21 protein-coding genes and 1 other RNA gene are annotated in these 18363 nt (G+C 35.6%); 9 read left to right on the top strand and 13 right to left on the bottom strand.

The window, feature by feature from the left end; translation table 11 throughout:
• Positions 1–35: 35 nt before the first annotated feature.
• Entirely contained in the window at positions 36–1067 is a 1032-nt protein-coding gene (locus PF028_RS02265; RefSeq protein WP_270861344.1) for a hypothetical protein, read from the bottom strand.
• Positions 1068–1172: 105 nt separating this feature from the next.
• On the opposite strand from PF028_RS02265, the gene truD reads away from it, so the two are divergent.
• The 9 genes from truD to PF028_RS02220 all read left to right on the top strand — a co-directional run bounded on the left by truD (position 1173) and on the right by PF028_RS02220 (position 10191).
• Positions 1173–2282: a tRNA pseudouridine(13) synthase TruD gene (gene truD, locus PF028_RS02260; RefSeq protein ID WP_270861343.1), complete on the top strand. Its 1110-nt coding sequence runs from the start codon at positions 1173–1175 to the stop codon at positions 2280–2282.
• 116 nt (positions 2283–2398) lie between these two features.
• Entirely contained in the window at positions 2399–3136 is a 738-nt protein-coding gene (locus PF028_RS02255) for a hypothetical protein (protein ID WP_270861342.1), read from the top strand.
• 213 nt (positions 3137–3349) lie between these two features.
• An RNA gene (gene rnpB / locus PF028_RS02250) (RNase P RNA component class A) lies at positions 3350–3705 on the top strand.
• Between the two features lie 95 nt (positions 3706–3800).
• Entirely contained in the window at positions 3801–5903 is a 2103-nt protein-coding gene (locus PF028_RS02245; protein WP_270861341.1) for a dynamin family protein, read from the top strand.
• Positions 5900–7708 (top strand): dynamin family protein, encoded by a 1809-nt coding sequence (locus PF028_RS02240; protein ID WP_270861340.1) that lies wholly within the window; start codon positions 5900–5902, stop codon positions 7706–7708. Before PF028_RS02245 ends, PF028_RS02240 begins: the two co-directional genes overlap by 4 nt.
• A 196-nt stretch (positions 7709–7904) precedes the next feature.
• Positions 7905–8363: a rhomboid family intramembrane serine protease gene (locus PF028_RS02235; RefSeq protein WP_270861360.1), complete on the top strand. Its 459-nt coding sequence runs from the start codon at positions 7905–7907 to the stop codon at positions 8361–8363.
• Positions 8350–9171, top strand: a complete 822-nt coding sequence (locus tag PF028_RS02230; RefSeq protein ID WP_270861339.1) for a ferritin-like domain-containing protein — start codon at positions 8350–8352, stop codon at positions 9169–9171. Before PF028_RS02235 ends, PF028_RS02230 begins: the two co-directional genes overlap by 14 nt.
• Before the next feature lie 9 nt (positions 9172–9180).
• Positions 9181–9753, top strand: coding sequence for a SixA phosphatase family protein (locus PF028_RS02225; RefSeq protein WP_270861338.1), 573 nt, complete (start codon positions 9181–9183; stop codon positions 9751–9753).
• Positions 9754–9786: 33 nt separating this feature from the next.
• Complete coding sequence (locus PF028_RS02220) at positions 9787–10191, top strand: hypothetical protein (RefSeq protein ID WP_270861337.1); 405 nt, start codon at positions 9787–9789, stop codon at positions 10189–10191.
• Between the two features lie 270 nt (positions 10192–10461).
• Here the strand turns inward: PF028_RS02220 and PF028_RS02215 are convergent, their stop codons facing one another.
• The 12 genes from PF028_RS02215 to PF028_RS02160 form a co-directional block, all read right to left on the bottom strand.
• On the bottom strand, positions 10462–10722 hold the full coding sequence (locus PF028_RS02215; protein ID WP_270861336.1) for a hypothetical protein: 261 nt from the start codon (positions 10720–10722) through the stop codon (positions 10462–10464).
• A gap of 7 nt (positions 10723–10729) precedes the next feature.
• Complete coding sequence (gene hypA / locus PF028_RS02210; RefSeq protein ID WP_270861335.1) at positions 10730–11071, bottom strand: hydrogenase maturation nickel metallochaperone HypA; 342 nt, start codon at positions 11069–11071, stop codon at positions 10730–10732.
• 25 nt (positions 11072–11096) lie between these two features.
• Positions 11097–11756 (bottom strand): hypothetical protein, encoded by a 660-nt coding sequence (locus tag PF028_RS02205; RefSeq protein WP_270861334.1) that lies wholly within the window; start codon positions 11754–11756, stop codon positions 11097–11099.
• Between the two features lie 135 nt (positions 11757–11891).
• A complete protein-coding gene (gene hypE / locus PF028_RS02200; protein ID WP_270861333.1) occupies positions 11892–12896 on the bottom strand; it encodes a hydrogenase expression/formation protein HypE in 1005 nt (334 codons plus the stop codon).
• Positions 12897–12932: 36 nt separating this feature from the next.
• Entirely contained in the window at positions 12933–14030 is a 1098-nt protein-coding gene (gene hypD, locus PF028_RS02195) for a hydrogenase formation protein HypD (protein ID WP_270861332.1), read from the bottom strand.
• 6 nt (positions 14031–14036) lie between these two features.
• Entirely contained in the window at positions 14037–14552 is a 516-nt protein-coding gene (locus tag PF028_RS02190) for a pyridoxamine 5'-phosphate oxidase family protein (RefSeq protein ID WP_270861331.1), read from the bottom strand.
• 5 nt (positions 14553–14557) lie between these two features.
• The gene (locus PF028_RS02185; protein ID WP_270861330.1) at positions 14558–15070 is read right to left on the bottom strand and encodes a hypothetical protein; all 513 of its coding nucleotides are present in this window, start codon (positions 15068–15070) and stop codon (positions 14558–14560) included.
• A gap of 6 nt (positions 15071–15076) precedes the next feature.
• The gene (locus tag PF028_RS02180) at positions 15077–15358 is read right to left on the bottom strand and encodes a HypC/HybG/HupF family hydrogenase formation chaperone (protein ID WP_270861329.1); all 282 of its coding nucleotides are present in this window, start codon (positions 15356–15358) and stop codon (positions 15077–15079) included.
• Positions 15358–16182 carry a hydrogenase nickel incorporation protein HypB gene (hypB, locus tag PF028_RS02175; protein WP_270861328.1) on the bottom strand — a complete coding sequence of 275 codons (825 nt, stop codon included), beginning with the start codon at positions 16180–16182 and terminating at the stop codon, positions 15358–15360. The genes PF028_RS02180 and hypB overlap by 1 nt, the downstream gene beginning before the upstream one ends.
• Before the next feature lie 20 nt (positions 16183–16202).
• Positions 16203–16343 (bottom strand): hypothetical protein, encoded by a 141-nt coding sequence (locus PF028_RS02170; RefSeq protein WP_270861327.1) that lies wholly within the window; start codon positions 16341–16343, stop codon positions 16203–16205.
• A gap of 25 nt (positions 16344–16368) precedes the next feature.
• Complete coding sequence (gene nikR, locus PF028_RS02165) at positions 16369–16794, bottom strand: nickel-responsive transcriptional regulator NikR (protein ID WP_270861326.1); 426 nt, start codon at positions 16792–16794, stop codon at positions 16369–16371.
• A 140-nt stretch (positions 16795–16934) separates the two neighbouring features.
• Entirely contained in the window at positions 16935–18344 is a 1410-nt protein-coding gene (locus PF028_RS02160) for an alanine/glycine:cation symporter family protein (RefSeq protein WP_270861325.1), read from the bottom strand.
• Positions 18345–18363 lie beyond the last annotated feature (19 nt).

Here is an 18363-nt window from a genome sequence, read left to right as displayed (position 1 = left end):
TGTATAAATTTACAAAAGCCAAGATTAATAAAATGCTAAATCAAATTTACTTTTAGTTTGTGTTCGGCTAGACTAGCAGGTTTTTCGCCTTTGGCAAGGGCTAAAAATTCATCGCATTTTAAAACATAAAATCCACTCAAATTTCGCCCAAAAAAGTTGCAAATTTCGCCGTTTTTGCCGTCAAATAGCTCAAATTCTTTTTGGCTACCGACAAGCAAAAAATCAGCCCCGCTATCATAAGCGTCAAAAATAATCTCGCTTAAAATTCCAAGCGCACACTCTTTGTCGATTTCGTAAATTTCTGGGTTAAATTTAAGCTCTTTTGCTTTGAAATTTATGATTTTAGCACCTAAATTTTGTGCGATTTTTTCTATTTTTTCATCGCCATAGACTGCAACGCTAAATTCATCAAATTTATGCTTAAAATTGTTTTTACTCAAATTCTCGTCAAGGTCGCAAAGTGGCGTGATTTCCGGCTTTTTATAATTTAATTCCTTGCAAAAATATTCAAACGCTTCGCTTCCGTTAGCCAAATTTAGCACTTTCGTAAGGGTAAAATACGCCATTTGTGGTTTTATGATTTCACAAATTTGCGACTTTTTCTCAGGGTGTTTTTCGCATAAAAATTTTGCAAAAATAAAGCCAGAATTTCCAATATAATTTTCACTAAATTTAGCCATTTTATCGCAGTAAAAATTCGCCACTAAACTTTCATAAAATGCCTTGTCATCGCTATTTGCAAATTCTTTAAAGATTTCAAATTTTGCATTAAATTCATCGGCGTGAAAATTCAAATCTTTATACGAAAATCTTTCGCTAAGCGGTGAAATAGCAAGCTCTTTTCCAAATAAATTTATCAAATTTGATAAATTTTCGTCCAAACTTACGCCAAAATCATTAACTTTTGCAAATTTCGCTTTCGAAAAGTCGAAATACGGGTCATTTGCCTTAATATCATCAAGCAAATCTCTTAAAGTTTTGAAATCTAGTTTTTCGTAAAAATATGGCTTAAAATAGCTTAAAATATCGATTTTTGGCTCAAATCTAAAAACTCGCAAGTCAAACATAATTTCTCCTTAAAAAGTCGCATTTTACAAAATTTTGGCTTAATAAATAAGTTTTTTAGCCCAAATTTACTAAAATTCGCAAAATTTTTTACCAAAGGTAACACTATGCCAAATTTTTTGTATTATCTCACTCACGCCAAGATAAATGCGCATTTTAGCAAAAACTCGACCGATTTTGTCGTGCGTGAAGTCCCGCTTTATGAATTTAGCGGTAACGGCGAGTGGTGCGTGATTTTAGTGCAAAAAAAAGATCTTACAACTAGCCAAGCCTTGCAAATTTTTAGCGAACATTTAGGCGTGAAAATGCGTGAATTTGGCTATGCGGGGCTAAAAGATAAAGAGGGCTTGACGATACAATATATCTGTTTTCCTGCGAAATTTGAAGCAAATTTAGCGAATTTTAGCCACGAAAAGATTAAAATTTTAAGCCAAACTCGCCATGAAAATAAGCTTAGAATTGGGCATTTAAAGGGAAATAATTTTTTTATCCGTTTAAAAAAGGTGCTTCCTGTTGAAGCACAAAAAATCAAAAATGCCTTTAAAAATATCGCAAATCAGGGCTTTGCAAACTATTTTGGTTATCAAAGATTTGGCAAATTTGGAGATAATTTTGAGTTAGGTTTGGCGATACTGCGCGGAGAAAAGTCTATGAAAAACCCTAAAATGCGAGATTTTTTAATCAGTGCGTATCAAAGCAAACTTTTTAACCTTTGGCTTGAAAAACGCGTTGAGATTTCAAAATTCGCCAAAGAATTTAGCCTGAGCGAACTAGCAAAAATTTATGGTTTTGACAAAGAAAGCGCTAAGCAAATCGCTTCGCAACCGCAGTTTTATAAGCTTTTAAAGGGCGAAGTTTTGGGACATTTTCCGCACGGCAAATTTTTTCTTTGCGAAGATTTGGACGCAGAAGTGCAGCGATTTTTGAAACGAGATATAACAAGTGCAGGGCTTTTGGTCGGAAAAAGCGGTATCGTTTCAAGCGAAATCGCTAAAAAATTTGAAGATGAAATTTTTGGCGTTGCCAATGAATTCGCACACAAAATGACGGGCGGACGGCGATTTGCGTGGAGTTTTATCGAAAATGCAAAATTTTCTTACGATGAAAACAAGGCGCAGGTTTGTTTGGAATTTTATCTGCCAAAAGGCTCTTACGCCACCGTTGTTCTTGAAGAGATTTTGCATTGCGACATTTTCGACGGAGTGGGTGAGATATAAATTTTGTTATTGTAAGCAAGAGTAAGAATTTGCAAAAAAGCAAATTTATAATTTAACATCGGTGATTGCTTTATCGCTTCGCTTCCCGCAATGACAAAAAATATAAAGGATTAAATGTGGAAAATAAACTTCTAAATAATAAAGAAAATTCTAAAAGTAAAGATTTGAGAGATTATGACAAAGAGCCGATAATAATAAAAGACAAGTTGCACGAAATGCTAATTATTCAAATTTGCATATCTACTCTTTTTTTAATTTTTGTTTTAAGCTTAAATATTCCTATGGATAGGAAAATGTTTTTGATTTATACTAGTATTTTAGTTGATATTAAAACACTTAGAGAGATGAGTTTTAGAACTAAAATTTACATAAAAAATAATTTTATTGAAAAGAGAAAAGATAATATTTTAGTGGCAAAAATTAATATCGAAAATATCGACAAAATTTATAAAACACTAGATAGTGCCTTGCCTAAAAATAACTTTGACATAAATGGAAGCAAAATGCTAATAATTTTTGCTATTTTTTATTTTTCGATACTAGTTTTAACAGACGGTGTTTTATTTATGATTTTAGTGATTTTATATTTAATTGCTATTTGCGTTATTGGTTTTTTATTGCCACAATTTTTTGTGCATTGGAAATACAAAGCTAAAAATACCAGCTGGTTTTACGATATGCTTTTTTTGAAAGATAAAAATGGTAACTTTTTAAATTTTTTAATCACAGATGATAAAGAATATGGCGAATTAAAAGAGTATTTTTGGCAAAAAAGTAAGATAAATTTGGACAATACAATACAAAAAATTTCAGCAATTTATGAGATTAAAAAACAAGATTTAAAACATTTTTAATAAGGAGACAAAATGAGTGGTATCTTTGCCCACCGTAATGATTAAACAAAGAATTAAAGGTAATTTTTAATAAATTTAAAAAATCAAGAAAAACCAAAAAATTAACTAAAAATTATATTTTTTTTCGAAAATAATTCAAATTACATATAATTTTATGTAAAATTTTACGCTTCAACTTTTCATAATATTTTTCTGCTACAATCACGCTTACAAAAGGCATGGCAAACGGTCGCTTGAAAAAGAGGAAAGTCCGAGCTGCAATAAGACAGTGTCGCGTCTAACGGACGCCGAGGGTAACCTTAGGGAAAGTGTAACAGAAAGCAAACTGCCGAGACCAACGGAATTTAAGCATTTCAAATCTTTTGAAAGAAATTCGCTCGGTGATGGTGAAACGGCGAGGTAAGAGCTCACCGGTATCTTTGGCGACAAAGATAGCCTTATAAACCCGACACGCAGCAAGAAGGGGTGGTTTTGTCTTATATTTTACCCTTCGCTTGAACTTGGTTGCAAAATCAAGTCTAGATAAATGGCCGTTACAACAGAACTCGGCTTATCGCCATGCCTTTTGTGAGTTTTTGCTTAAATTTAAAAGAAATCTCATTTTTAAATCTAACTTTCAATAACTTTTTGCTAGACTATTTGGATTATTTTTATCGGAGATTTTATGGATAATTTTTTGGATAAAATTTGGGGGATAAATAGGCTTTATATCGATCAAAATTTGCTTTTTAAAACTGAGCCGAGTGTCGCTGCTATCGTGCTTGGTGCAAACTGCGAAAATTTTGAAAAGTTTAAGTCGTTAAATGCTTTTAAAGAGATTTTAAAATCACTTGGATTTGAAGTGGGAATTTACGGCGTTCAAGCCCTGCAAATCGGCATTATAAATGCTATAAGGAAGCTTAAAATTTCCAAATTTGAGATTTTGCTCGATATGGAGATTTTAAAAAATGAAAATATCATTTGCGAGAGCGAATTTGCAAGGATTAGCGAGTTTTTGTATGGTTTAAAAACTGATGATTTTGCGAATTTGGCGGTGGAAAATTCGGAATTTGCTTTTTATAAAAAGATTGATTTGTTAAATGAAAGCGCCGACAAACTCTCGCAAATCGATGAAAATTTTAAAAATAGATTGCAAAATGCCAAAATAAGGGCAAATTCTAGCAACTTTACCGTTTCGGTTACCGGCGTGATAAACGCAGGAAAATCAAGTATGCTAAATGCGCTTTTGGATTTTAATGTGCTTGGCACTTCAAACATACCTGAAACGGCGAATTTAACGCTACTTAAATACGGCGAAAAAGCAGGGGCGAAGATCAAATTTTATGATGAAAACGAAATGCAAATTTTGGGATTTTCCGATAAATTTAAAAATGAAATCGCTAAATTTAAAGCCGAATTTGGCGATAAAAATATCGAAATTTCCGAACTTATAAACTACACTTCGGCGAAAAATGAGATTTCAAAATATATAAAAATGATAGAAATGAGCCTAAATTCGGACATTTTAAAAGATAACATTAGCATTGTCGATACCCCGGGTCTCGATGATACGGTGGTTTTGCGTGAAGAGCTAACAAAAAATTTTATGTATGAAAGCGATGCGATAATCCACCTTATGAACGCTTCGCAAAGCTCGACAAAAAAGGATATGAGCTTCATCGTCGATACGCTAAAAAACTCAAAAAACAACTCGCTGATGGTCGTTTTAACTCACGCTGATTTGCTTAGCGATAAGGATTTAACCGATGCGCTAAAATACACTCGCAAAAGCATACAAGAAGAGCTTAGCGAGTATGAATTTGATGAAAATTTGATTTCAAATGTTTCGTTTTTTTGTATCGATAGCCTTAGTAAAAGGGGCATTAGTGAGCTTAAAAACCACATTTATGAGAGCTTTTTTGGCGAAAATTCGATTAAAGCCGGTGCGATTTTGGATTCATTTAGCAAAGAAATTTTGATTGTGGCGGATTTGATGATTTCAAATTTGCAAGAGCAAAGGGCGAATTTGCTAAGCGGAAAAGAAGAAATCATCGCAAAATCGGAGCAAATTTCAAAAGAAATTCTTGCGTTAAAGGCGAATTTAGAGCAACTAAGCGTTTCGTTAAACGATACGATTTCAAAGCTTGATTATAGCAAAAGTTTGGATTTTTCTGCGTTAAAATCGGCTCAAATAGTGATAAAAGATCGCATTTTAAGCGATTTAAGATATGCAAAAAACAAAAAAATAAAACCTGATTTTGATAGATTAAAAATCATCGCAACAAGCGGTTTAAATGATTGTATTACCGATATTTTTAGATCGTTTTCGCAACGAATCGCAAAAGATAGCGCGAATTTAAAAGCCATGCTTGGCGAGAGTTTTTACGGAATTTCTGACTTTAAATTTGATACCAAAAAATTTATGGAAGAAAACTTTAAAAAGCCGGATTTTAGCTTAATGAATTCAAATCTCATAAATGCACTAAAATCAAATTCCGATTTTAACGCACTTTCAAACGAGCTAGACGGGCTTTTTGGCGAATTTATAAGTGGGCTAAATTTAAGCGATGAATTTGCTAAAATCGCAAAAGATTGCACTCAAAGTTTTTTAAATGAAGTAAAAGAAATTTTCAAAAACCAAGAAGATAGCTTAAAACAAAAAGAATTTGACCTTAAATCGGCGTTAGAAATCTCAGGCAAAGACGCACAAAGCGCTCTTAGTCAAGCAGAAAATTTGCAAATCAAATTAAACGAAGTTTTAAGCATAAAACAAAGGATTTTAGCATGATTTTAAAGAATTTCATCGCCGAATACAAAGAAAAATACAATCCCGTTTTCAAAGACGGATTTTGGGGCGAATGCGAGAGAATTTGCGCGAAATTAAAAGATCCTAGCTTTCACCCGTCAAAAAAATTAATCGAAATTCTAAGTTCGATTTCGGCAATCGAACACGAAGCCGTTAAAATCGCCGTAATAGGGCAGTTTAGCAGCGGTAAATCGACATTTTTAAATACGCTTTTAGGTAGTGAAATTTTGCCCACAGGCGTGGTGCCGGTAACTGCAAAGCCAACGCTTATAAAATACGCTCCAAATGAAATGCTAAGCGTAACGCACACAAACGGGCAGGACGAAGTGCTTGAAATATCGGCACTAGCGAATTTTGTCGATCAGAGAAAAGATTTAAAAGATATAAAAAATATTACGATTTTCTGCAAAAATGAGATTTTAAAAAATATCTCATTTATCGATACTCCGGGGTTAAATTCTCGCTCAAATGCCGATACAAACGAAACTTTGGCGATATTTGACGAAGTTTTTGGCGTTTTGTGGATAAGTTTGATCGATAATGCCGCAAGAGCTAGTGAGATTAGCGAAATATCGCTACTGCCTGAGTTTTTAAAAGATACTTCGATTGCGGTTTTGAGCCAAAAAGATAGGCTAAATGACGAAGAGATAAAAAGAGTAAGCGAGTATGCCAAAAATACAATCGGAAATCATTTTAGTGCTATCGTGCCGATTTCATCGCACCAAGAGCGAAAAAATAAGCCAGATAGCGGTTTTAGCGAAGTTAAGGGCTTTTTAAATTCGCTTGAAAATAGACGGAAAAATTTTGCGATAAATAAGCTAAATTTGATTTTGGATTCGCTTAAATTTGAACGAAAATATTTGATTGAAATTTATGAAATTTTAGAAAATATTATCAAAACAAATGATGAAAAAATGCAGAATTTAATCACGCAAAAATCGCAAATTTACGCAGAAGAATTTGCAAAATTTTATGCCGAGATTAAAGAAATGTCGAATTTCATAAGCAAGATTATGGTTGAAAACATTAGTTCAAAACAAGCTTCATATTTTCGTAAGAAAAAGGGCTTAATCTCAAAAGAAAATTTTGAAAAAATCGATTACGAAAGTCCGTATTTTAACAAAGACGGCGCACTTTCAAATCTCATTTACAACGACGATCGCCTAGCAAATTTGTTTAGAAAATTTAAAAATCGTTTGGCTAAATTTGGGGAGCAAATTTTGAGCGAATTTGATGAAATTTATGCTAGTTTTGAAAACGAAATTTTGCTATTTAAGGGCAAATTTGAAAGCCTAGAACGCCAAAATGAGATTTTTTCTATGGAAGAGATTTCTTCTTTAAATAAAATCGCAGGCGAAGTTTATGAGCTGTTTTTGAAAGATTATGAAAGGGCGTTTTTTGAATTTAAGGGAAAAGTAGAGCTATTTTTTGAAAAAATTATGATTAAAATCGCCACAAACTACACAAACGCCGTGGTTTTGACGGCAGATTTTATCGATAATAAAATCGCAAAATCGATTTTGGATTACGAAGATGATAGCGCTACTTTTTCGCTTTATTACCCTAAATTTGAAGATTTTGAAAAGGTTTTGTTAAATAATTTGCACTATTATGAGTTTGAAAATGATTTTTTAGGCAACGGCGCGTTTATAAATAGGGCTTGCAAAAGCCTAGTTTTGGCTAATCAAACCACGACGGATAAAAATTTAAACTACATTTCCCAGCTAAAAAATCGTCAAATTTCTGCCTTTGATAGGCTGGAAAGTATAAATTTGGATTTGATTTAGTCTAAATTTTGCACGAAAAATGAAATCAAAAGCAAATTCGTGCTAAATTTATCAAAAAATTTAAAGGAAAATAGTGTTTTTAAACTCTTTTGAAATTCATAGCGCAAAAGCAACACTTGGTTTGATAATCGCAAATATCGCAGTTTTTTTAATAGTTTTGCTTTGCGAAATTATTAAATTTAAATACGATTTATATATGATTTTTGGGCTAAATTTTCTCTTTTTTCAGGGATTTTTTTGGCAACTTTTAACGACTATGTTTATGCACGGCGGAATTTTTCATATCGCTATGAATATGGCGGTATTGTGGCAGTTTGGAAGCATTTTAGAAAGAGTTTTTGGGACGAAAAAATTCCTGCTTATGTATTTTATAACGGGGATTTTAACTTCGCTTTTGTGTTTGATTTTTATCTATATAAGCGCAAAAAACGGAAACATTGTAAATATGGTTGGCGCAAGTGGCGTAATCTGTGCGCTTCTTGGCGTTTTGGCGTGTTATGATAAACGCAACGCAAAAGGCATTTTTGTGGCGATTTTACTAATGAGTTTTGCGCCACTGCTTGTAGGTTTAAAAGTAGCGTGGTATGCCCATATACTTGGCTTTTTAGTTGGTTATGGATACGGATTTTTAAAGAAGAGATATGGAATTTTTTAAAAGTATAGAAGAGATTTTAGAAGCCGGCAGCGTTGCAGAAAAAAAGGAAAAATTTGCAAAATTTTACGCAAAATTTTGCGTAAATGAAGTTGAATTTGAGCAAGAATTCAGCCCAAAACCACTTACCGAGCCGTTTTATGCAAAATTTTTAAAAATCGAGCAAGTAAAAGATATAAAGATAAAAAATAAAAATCTCAAAAAACAAAGTGTGGATAAAAATGCCCTGTTTTTGCACTCTGTGGCGCATATCGAATTCTCGGCAATCGACCTTGCGCTTGATGCGTGTTATCGCTTTGTAGGGCTACCGCACGAATTTTATGCAGACTGGCTTGAAGTCGCAAGTGATGAAATTCGCCATTTTGATATGATAAATGCTGAGCTAGAAAAAACAGGCTTTAAATACGGCGATTTTAGCGTTCATGACGGACTTTTTGAAGCGTTGAAAAAGACCGAGAATTCGCTTTTGGAGCGTATGGCGGTAGTGCCAAGGCATCTTGAAGCAGGTGGGCTGGATGCGAATTTTTACTTGCTTTCGCAACTTGATAAAAACCCAGAAAAATCGCATTTGAAGCCACTTTTAGAAGTGATTTTAAATGAAGAAATTTCGCACGCAGCTAAGGGCGACAAATGGTTTAAATTTGAGTGCGACCGACTTGGAATTTCGTATGATATTTTCTTTGAAATCGTGCAAAAACACTACCCAAAAGCTTACAAAACCACTCGCATGATAAATGAAAAAGCTAGGCTAAAAGCCGGTTACTCGCCAAAAGAGATAGAAAAAATCAAAGAGTTGCAAGGACAAATTTAAAGGACAAAAATGAAAAAAATTTATTTTATAAGACACGCAAAAACCGAAAAAATCGCAACGGCTGAGAATTTGCAAATTTTTTGTGATGAATTTGGAGATAAATTTTTAAGTGGTCGTGGTCACAACAAGGCAAACTTTGGTAGCGATTTTGTGCGAAATTTAAACGAAATAGGGCGAGAAGGGGCAAAAATTTTAGCCCAAAAATTCGCTAGAAACGGCATTTTGCCTAGCGTTATCATCACAAGTGGCGCAAATAGGGCAGTCCAAACAGCCCAAATAATCGCAAACGAATTAAAATTTAACGGCAAATTTATCACAAATGACGAGCTTTACGAATCAGGTCAGAGCGAAATGCTAAATTTTATAAAGCAACTTAATGATAAATTTGAGCGAATTTTCATCGTCGCTCATAACCCAACCATCGCTCTTACAGCTGATTTTTTATGCTTTGATTTTGAGATAGAGAGTTTTCCGCCAAGCTCGTGTTTGGGTGTAAAATTCCAAACTCAAAATTTCAGCCAAATCTCGCGAAATAGCGGTGAAAAAATCTTTTATCACAATCCAAAAGCAAATTTGTTATAATTTAAACTCGATTAAATTTGAAAGGAAAAATTTATGAATAAACTTTTTTTAACGGCGTTTTTAGGCATTATTGTTTTTAGCGGGTTAGGCAAAATAAATGCCCAAAATGTTTGCGAACTAGATTTTGTCAAACAAGAGCTACAAGCAAAATTCTCAAATGAAATGCTAACGCTCAAAAGTGCAAAATGCGAAAACGACACACTTATCTATGATTTCGCCTATTCAGCTAAGTATTCTGCCGCAATCGAAACAGCAAATGCAGAGCAAAAGGCTCAAAATGCGACAACCGTGAAAAATATGCTTAAATCAATGTATTGCGGTATGCCTGAATTTGAGCCTTATCGCACAAACAATATTGCCATACACTATAACTATTCGACAAAAAACTTTGCTAAATTCATAGAAGTTGAAATTTCAAATAAAGATTGTGAAAACTGATTTTTTTGAATTTTTTGCATTGTCAAATACTATGCCGAATTTGGAAAATTTTTAGGCTCTTAACTTGGAATTTACAAATTTGGCAATCTTTCAAAAAATCGTTTTTCGATAGCAAAGATACGACCGCAAGTCGCAAAACGCCAAATTTCGTAATATTTTGTATTGAAAACTGCAATTTTCAAACTTTTTTGTATTTTTCTTTTCGGCTACTCTCGCACAATATAATTTGCAAAATTTATTAAAAAAATTAGTTTGTATCAGAAAAAATAGTTAAATTGTTTTGAAATATATTTCATCGTTCTTGCGATAATCCAAAACACAATCAAAATATTCCCCATTATCAAAGCAAAAGCTAAAAATTGTATTTTCTATAAATTTTGGTATAAATTTACTCGGCAACTTTAATTTATAATCCTGTGAAATAATCAATTTCAACTCTTTTTCATCTTCAAATAAGCCCTCAATAACCCAAAATCCCTTATATTCGTTATTTATAAAAATTTTGCAATTCTCAAATTCGTTTAAATCCATAGCGCACCTATTCAATCACAAGTTGCATTAGATACAAATCTTCGCCGTCGGTTACCTTTAAATTTCTGCTCCCGCATTTTGGGCAGATGAAGTTGTTTTGGTCCAAAACGCCGTTGTATCCGCACTTTTCGCACTCTATAACGACATCTTGGATATGGATTTTTAGCTCGGCATTTTCGCAGACCGTGCCCTGCCTAAACACATCGTAGCAACTTTGCAAATAATGCGCTTCCACGCCACTTAGCCTGCCTACTTTGACTACGATTTCTTTGATTTCTCCGCCACCATTTTCGTTTAAATTTTTCTCGCAAAGCTCTACTAGGCTTTGCACTATCGACATTTCGTGCATTTGTATCCTTATTAAAAATTTGTCATTAAATTTCTTTTTCAAAAAAACTTTTTTGCATTTTATTTATATCTTTTCCCGTTTTATAAATAAAATACTTTCGAATTTCATTATATTGCGATTGCGTAGGGATATAAATTTTAATTACTTCATCATCTTTTGTTTTAATTTTTAATGTATCACGAATTCTAAAATGTCTTTCGCCTAATAAATATTGATGAAAAATAGTTGGAATAAAAATAATAAATATACCTAGTGCAATGATGAATATAAAAAACAAAAGCTCGTTTAAAGTTCCTATTAAAATAAAATAAGCAACATAAATCACACCCATAAAAATAACACAGGCAATGCCAAGCCATCTAGGAAAGGGCAACTCTGCTTTTTCGTTGTCGTATGGCGAAATTGCATAAGTAACTTTTTCTATTTCTTTAATATCGTTTAAATTTAACTCTTGTATTGGGAGATATTTATTTTTTGCGTGGGTAATTTTTGAATTTTCAAAATAATAATGGCTATTTTTACGCTCCGAATATCCGTCAAAGATAAATTTAAATATTGGAAAATATAAAATTAGCAAAAATATTTCTTTTTGAAGTCTTATTAAACCAAAAAATAAACCTATAAGACTAATAGAAACAAATAATACAACCGAAAAAATATTTACAGAAATCCCATAATCTTTCATAATTATCGGATTTTCGTCATAATTTCGTAAATTTGATTTTTTGACATTTGGTTTATTTTCTAAATTTTCGTTTTCCAAATTTATCCTTTTGTTTTTGCTGTTCGGTCAGTATCGTTTGATACTGAATTTTAAATTTCAGCAAATTCTAGGCAAAAGCTCACCCTTTGGAAGCTCCAAAAATCGCCCTGAGCCATACGCATTTTGGATTATCACCCTATTTTGCGATTTTGCCGTGCCTGTTACTTCGCCGATGATTTCGGCGTTTTTATCAAATTTACGCAACATTTCTAAGGCTTTTGCTTCATCGCCGTTAGCAACGACTGCGACAAAAGTGCCTTCGTTTGCCAGTTCGTAAGGCTCAAAACCTAGCAACTCGCACACGCCCACGACTTCATCGCAAACTACGATTTTTTCTTCGAAAACCAAAATTTCATTGCCAGAAATCTCGGCAAATTCGTTCAAAACTGCACTCAAACCCCCACGCGTAGCATCTCGCATGGCACTTATTTTCACGCCACTTGCTAGTAACTCCCCTACTACGCCGTTTAGCGGTTTGCAGTCGCTTTTAAGCTCACTTTCAAGCGAAAGCTCATCTCTGGCGGCCAAAATCACAGCCCCGTGTCTGCCCACATCGCCACTAAGCAAGATTTTATCGCCGATTTTGATATTTTTCGCCTTTATGTTTGGCGAAAGAATTTGCCCTATTCCGCTGGTGTTTATGAAAATCTTGTCGCATTTGCCGTGCGGGACGACTTTGGTGTCGCCACAGACGATTTTTACGCCACACTGCTTTGCCGTGTCGGCAATGGAAGCTAAAATTCGCTCAAATTCGGCAAATTCCAGCCCTTCTTCGATGATGAAACCCACACTGATAAAAAGCGGTTTTGCCCCCACCATGCAAAGGTCGTTTATCGTGCCACAAACTGCGATTTTACCGATGTCGCCACCGCTAAAAAATATCGGCGTAACGACATACGAATCAGTCGTAAAAGCTAGCTCGCCACCGAAATTTGGCAAAATCGCGCTGTCGTTGCACTCACGCAAAATTTCATTATCAAATGCCCTAAAAATCGTATCATTTATGAGTTTATTCATCTCTTCGCCACCACCACCGTGGCTAAGTAAAATCGTTTTTTTCAAAATTTATCCTTATTTTGTAAAATTTTACGCAAAATTTTATGAATTTCGTGCGTATTTGAAATACGCAGCACACGCGCCTTCACTACTTACCATGCACGAGCCTATCGGGTTTTGCGGGGTGCAGATCTTGCCAAAAACCTTGCAATCATAAGGTTTTGCCTTGCCACGCAGTATTTCTCCACAGATACACGCCCTATTTTCGCCTTTGCTTTGCAAATTTTGCAAAATTTCAGCGAATTTCACTCTCGCGTCAAATTCAGCGAATTCAGCTTTTAGTTTCATACCGCTTTTTTGGATTTCGCCAAGCCCTCGCCACGAAAAATCGCAAATTTCAAAATATTTATCTATCAAATTTAACGCAGTTTTGTTGCCGTCAGCCTTAACCACGCGGTCGTATTCGTTATAGACTTCGTGCGTACCAGCTTCAAACTGAGTTACCAAATTTAGCACACCAGCCATAATGTCAAGCGGCTCAAAACCGCTCACGGCGATTGGTTTTTTGTATTTTGTGGCAATATTTTCGTAAATTTTGCTTCCTGTGATGACGCTGACATGGCTAGGTCCTAAAAACGCGTCGATTTTGGCGTCATTGCCCTGCAAAATGGCTTCCACAGGAGCCGGGACGGTTACATGATTTATGTGAAAAAATAGATTTTTTAGCCCCAAATTTATCGCTTTATCCACCAAAACCGCACTCATCGGCGTGGTCGTCTCAAAGCCAATCGCAAAGAAAATGACATTTTTATCTGGGTTATCAACGGCGATTTTTAGGGCATTGAGCGGACTATAAAGTGCGCGTATATCGGCTCCGTCCGCACGCAGTTTTTGCAGACTTGTGGTGCTTCCTGGGACTCTTAGCATATCAGCCAAAGTGCAAAAAATCACGCCGTCCTGACTTGCTAACGCAATAGCTTCATCAATGCGAGCTCGTGGCATTACGCACACAGGACAGCCAGGACCATGCACGAAGTTTATATTCTCGCCCACGAGCGCAGGAAGCCCAAATTTCATAATGCTGTGCGTATGACCGCCGCAAATTTCCATTATATTTATAGGCTTTTTGCTTTTTTGCTTAATCGCTTCACTAAGTCCTAAAATCAGTTTTTTATCTCTAAAATCTTTGATTAAATCCATATTTTCCTACTTTAAAATTTTCGCTTTCGCCGTAATTTCGTAAATTTTAAATTCGTAAATTTTTGTATGATTTAACGCACTCAAAGCCGCCGTCTCGTAAGCACTCATAAATTTCGCACAATATTTTTCACTTAAAATTCGCAAGGCTTCTAACTTCGCTTTTTCGCCCGTGATTTCATACGCTTTTGTTTTTGCAACTACGCTTTTGTATTCGGTCGTAAAAACCTTATTTCCAAGCTCTTTTGGGTTATTTTTTATCGCTTCAAATTCGGCGTCATTTAAATTTGGCACAGCATTAAAACTAACGCAAACCACGCTCACATCGCGTCCGCCAGTGAAAAGCTCGGCTTTGCTTCCTTTTGTCGCACCATGTATAAAAATGCTATCATTTTCACGCACGATTGAAAGCGGTATTGAGAAAATCTCGCCGTCATCTTTCACGCACGAAAATACGGCGTATTGGGCATTGTCAATGATTTCGTAAGCTTCACTCCTGCTTAATTCTCTATCTTTTCTTCTCATTTTTTCTAATCCTTAGAAAATTTTAATCTTATTTTTCCTATAAAACGAGCCCATTCTACTCTCAAAAATCCCCTAAAATCGGCTATTACTTTTTTGATTTTATTCATCGGTTTGCTTTGAAATTTCACAAGCTCGCCATAAAACTGCTCCAAAAGTTTCACCATAACGCCGTCTTCACACAAACCATATGTCAAATTTCCATGATACCGCTCAGTGTAAAGCACTTTGCCAAAAACCGCCAAAGCTTCTGTCAAATCGTATTTTTGTATGTTTTCAGTGTTAAAAACATCGTCATTGTATTTTTCGCTAACGCCATGATAAATCGCAGCACCATAAGGTGCCAACATGTGCCAGTGCATAAAGCCTACGATTTCTGCAAAGTTGCCGTAGCAGTGCGTTTCATCGCCTATGTCTTCGCTCTCGCTCACGCAAAGCTTAAAATCTCGCCTTAAATCATCAATCGTGGCTCTTAAAAGCTCTGCGTCAAATTCCATTAAGCTTGAAAGCGGATTATACATTTAAATTTAGCCCTTGAAATTTGCCAAGCCCATATCGCCGTCATCTGTATCGATTTCGCCGTTATTCATTTGCTCGGCGATTTGCTCGTAAATTTTCAGGCTCTCTAAGGCGATTTGCGTGTCGATTTTTTCCATTGCGAAGCCAACATGAATAAGCACAAAATCCCCAACACTCACAGGTTCAGAGATCAGATCCAAGCTCACGCCACGCCTAACGCCAAGCGTTTCAACGGTTGCGAAATTATTTTCATCGATTGAGATTACTTTTGACGGGATTGAAAGGCACATTATTTAAATTCCTTTTTAAATTCCAAAAATTTTAGCCATTTTTCTAGCCCGGCACCTGTTTTGCTATCAAGTGCGATAACGGCGGCTTTTGGATTTAGTTTTTTGACTTCTTTTTCGACTTCGCTAACGCTAAAATCAAAATGCTCTATTAACGAGTGTTTGGTTACCACAACCAAATCCGCTGCGCGAAACATTACAGGGTATTTTGCGACCTTGTCGCTTCCTTCCGTTACGCTTAGAAGCACGACATTTGCGTGTGCGCCGACATCGTAGCTTGCAGGGCAGACGAGATTTCCGACATTTTCGATAAAAATCAAATCAAGCCCGTTGGTATCAAGGTGATGAAGCCCTTCATGCACCATAAAAGCGTCTAAATGACAGGCTTGTCCTGTGGTGATTTGATGAGCTTTTGCACCAGCTTTAATGACGCGATCGGCATCACGGTTGGTTTCTAAATCGCCTTCGATTACGCCAATATTAAATTTACCGCTTTTTATAGTAGCTTCTAATAGCGTTGTTTTGCCGCTTCCAGGGCTACTCATTAAATTAATACACAAAATCCCGTCTTCGTCGAAATGCTCTCTGATATGCGCTGCTTCGGCATCGTTTGCAGAGAGAATTTTTGTTATAACATCAATCGTTTTTTGTTCGTTTAATGTCGGGTGGGCGTGTTCGCCGTGCGAATGACCGTCGTGGCTGTGATCGTGCGAATGCCCGTGAGAGTGAGTATGAGCATGGTTATGCTCGTGAGTGTGCGTAGTGCCGTCACTGTGCGTGTGGCTGTGAGTGTGTCCCGAGATAGAACAACCGCAATCTTTACACATTTTATGTCCTTTTTTTAAAATTATATGAGCCTAGCTTTTTTGTGAGTTTGCAAATTTTCAGCTCGATAGCCAGACGGCTTATCTCGCTGAAAATTTACTTCACAACACAAAAAATCGTCGGCATAAGCCGTTAAATTTGCAAATTTGCAAAGTATCGGCATAAAATCATTAAATTCGCCGAATTTATTAAGCCTTTGTTATGGCAACTTTTGTTAATTTTGCGAATTTAACACCCTTTAAACCTGCTATTTTAGCGCTAAATTTTTCGATTTCATCGGCCGTGCCACGCAAATTTAGCACTTCTAAGCAATTATCGTGATCGACATGCAGATGATTTGTGCAGATGATTTCCACTTTTGCGTGGTGTTCAAGTTCTAACATTTGCGAAACCAAATCACCTTGATGATGCGAATACGCAATGCAAAGCACTCCAAGCATTTTTTCTTTGCTTTTTTTATCCCACTCATCTTGCACCATTTTTTCGCGGATTAAATCACGCACATATTCGCTTCTTGATGAATAATCAAGCGCTTCAACCCGCTTGTCAAATTCGACAAAAAGTTCGCTAGGAAGCGATACGCTAAAACGAACAACTTTTTCTTTTTCGCTCATATTTTATCCTTTTAAACTTGATATTTTATTCAAATTTAGTTGAAAATTTGCCTAAATTAAAGCATTATAATTTTTTGTTAGATGAAATTAAGAAATATTGTAAGAATTTAAGGTCGTATCGCTGGGCGATACGACAAAGTTTATCTTTTTATATAGTCATTTTGGTTATATTCTTTTGCGTCGTTAAAATCTTTTAAAAGCTTTACAACCGTTCCGCTAAGCAACAAAATAGCAATCAAGTTTGGAATAACCATAAGTCCGTTAAAAAGATCAGCTAATTCCCAAACAAGGTCGATTTTAAGAAGCGAACCCGTAAAGACAAAGGCGATAACTAAAATTTGCAAAAATATAATGCTTTTTGGTCCAAATAGATAGCGAACATTGATTTCAGCGAAATAATACCAGCTCATAATCGTTGTAAATGCAAAAAACAAAAGACAAATTGCTACAAAGCTATAACCAATGCTTTTTCCCAAAAGGTGCGAAGAAAAGGCTTCTTGCACAAGCGCAATTCCACTAAAAACTGCCGTTCCGTCAGCATTAAAGCTTACTACGCCGGAAGTTAAAATCACAAAAACGGTAATATTTAAAACTATAAAAGTATCGATAAAAACGCTTATAACGCCTAGCATTGCTTGATCTACTGGGTGTTTTACCTGTGCGACTGCGTGAGCGTGCGGGGTTGAGCCCATACCTGCTTCATTACTAAAAAGTCCCCTAGCCACGCCGTATCGCATAGCAGCAGCTATACTAGCTCCCGTTACGCCACCCCACGCAGCAGAGGGATTAAAAGCTGCTTTAATAATAAGCACAAATGCGTTTGGAAGCTCAGAAATATTTGCTCCTATTATACAAAGCCCAACAATAATGTATAAAATCGCCATTAACGGCACTACTTTTTCAGCAACTCTTGCGATAGTCTTAACACCGCCTATAAAAATCACACCACAAACTATGGCTAAAAGTGCGCCAAAAAAGCGTTTATCTATATCAAAAGCCTTGCTAAATCCATCGCTTATGGCGTTTGCTTGAACCATATTTCCCATACAACCAAGTGCCAAAATAATAGCAATAGCAAAAAATATAGCCAAAATTTTGCCAAATTTACCGCCGATTCCTTGCGAAATATAAAACGCAGGACCGCCTATTAGATGACCGCTTTTATCCCTTTGGCGATAAACTTGTGCTAAGCAAATTTCAGCGAAATTTGTCGCCATACCAAAAAATGCAGCAAGCCACATCCAAAAAATAGCTCCCGGACCACCCATAATGAGCGCTGTTGAAGCTCCCACTAAATTTCCCGTGCCGACTTGTGCTGCAATCGCAGTAGTAATTGCCTGAAATGAGCTCATACCGTGCTTTCCTGCCTTTTCGCCGTGCAGTGAAAAATCTCCAAAAAGTCTTTTTGAAGCTTGTTTAAATTTAAAAATTTGAACAAATTTAAGTCTGATTGTAAAGTAAATTCCGGTACCACAAAGCAGAGTAATCAAAAAATACGGTCCCCAAATAAATGAATTTAGTTCGGTTACAAATTTGGTTAAATTTTCCATTAAAATGCCTTTTTTATGC

It is taken from the genome of Campylobacter sp. CN_NE2, from assembly GCF_027797465.1.
In the GTDB taxonomy this organism is placed as follows: domain Bacteria; phylum Campylobacterota; class Campylobacteria; order Campylobacterales; family Campylobacteraceae; genus Campylobacter_B.
Note: the sequence above shows the minus strand (reverse complement) of the source record. Positions and strands in the feature narration are given on the sequence as shown.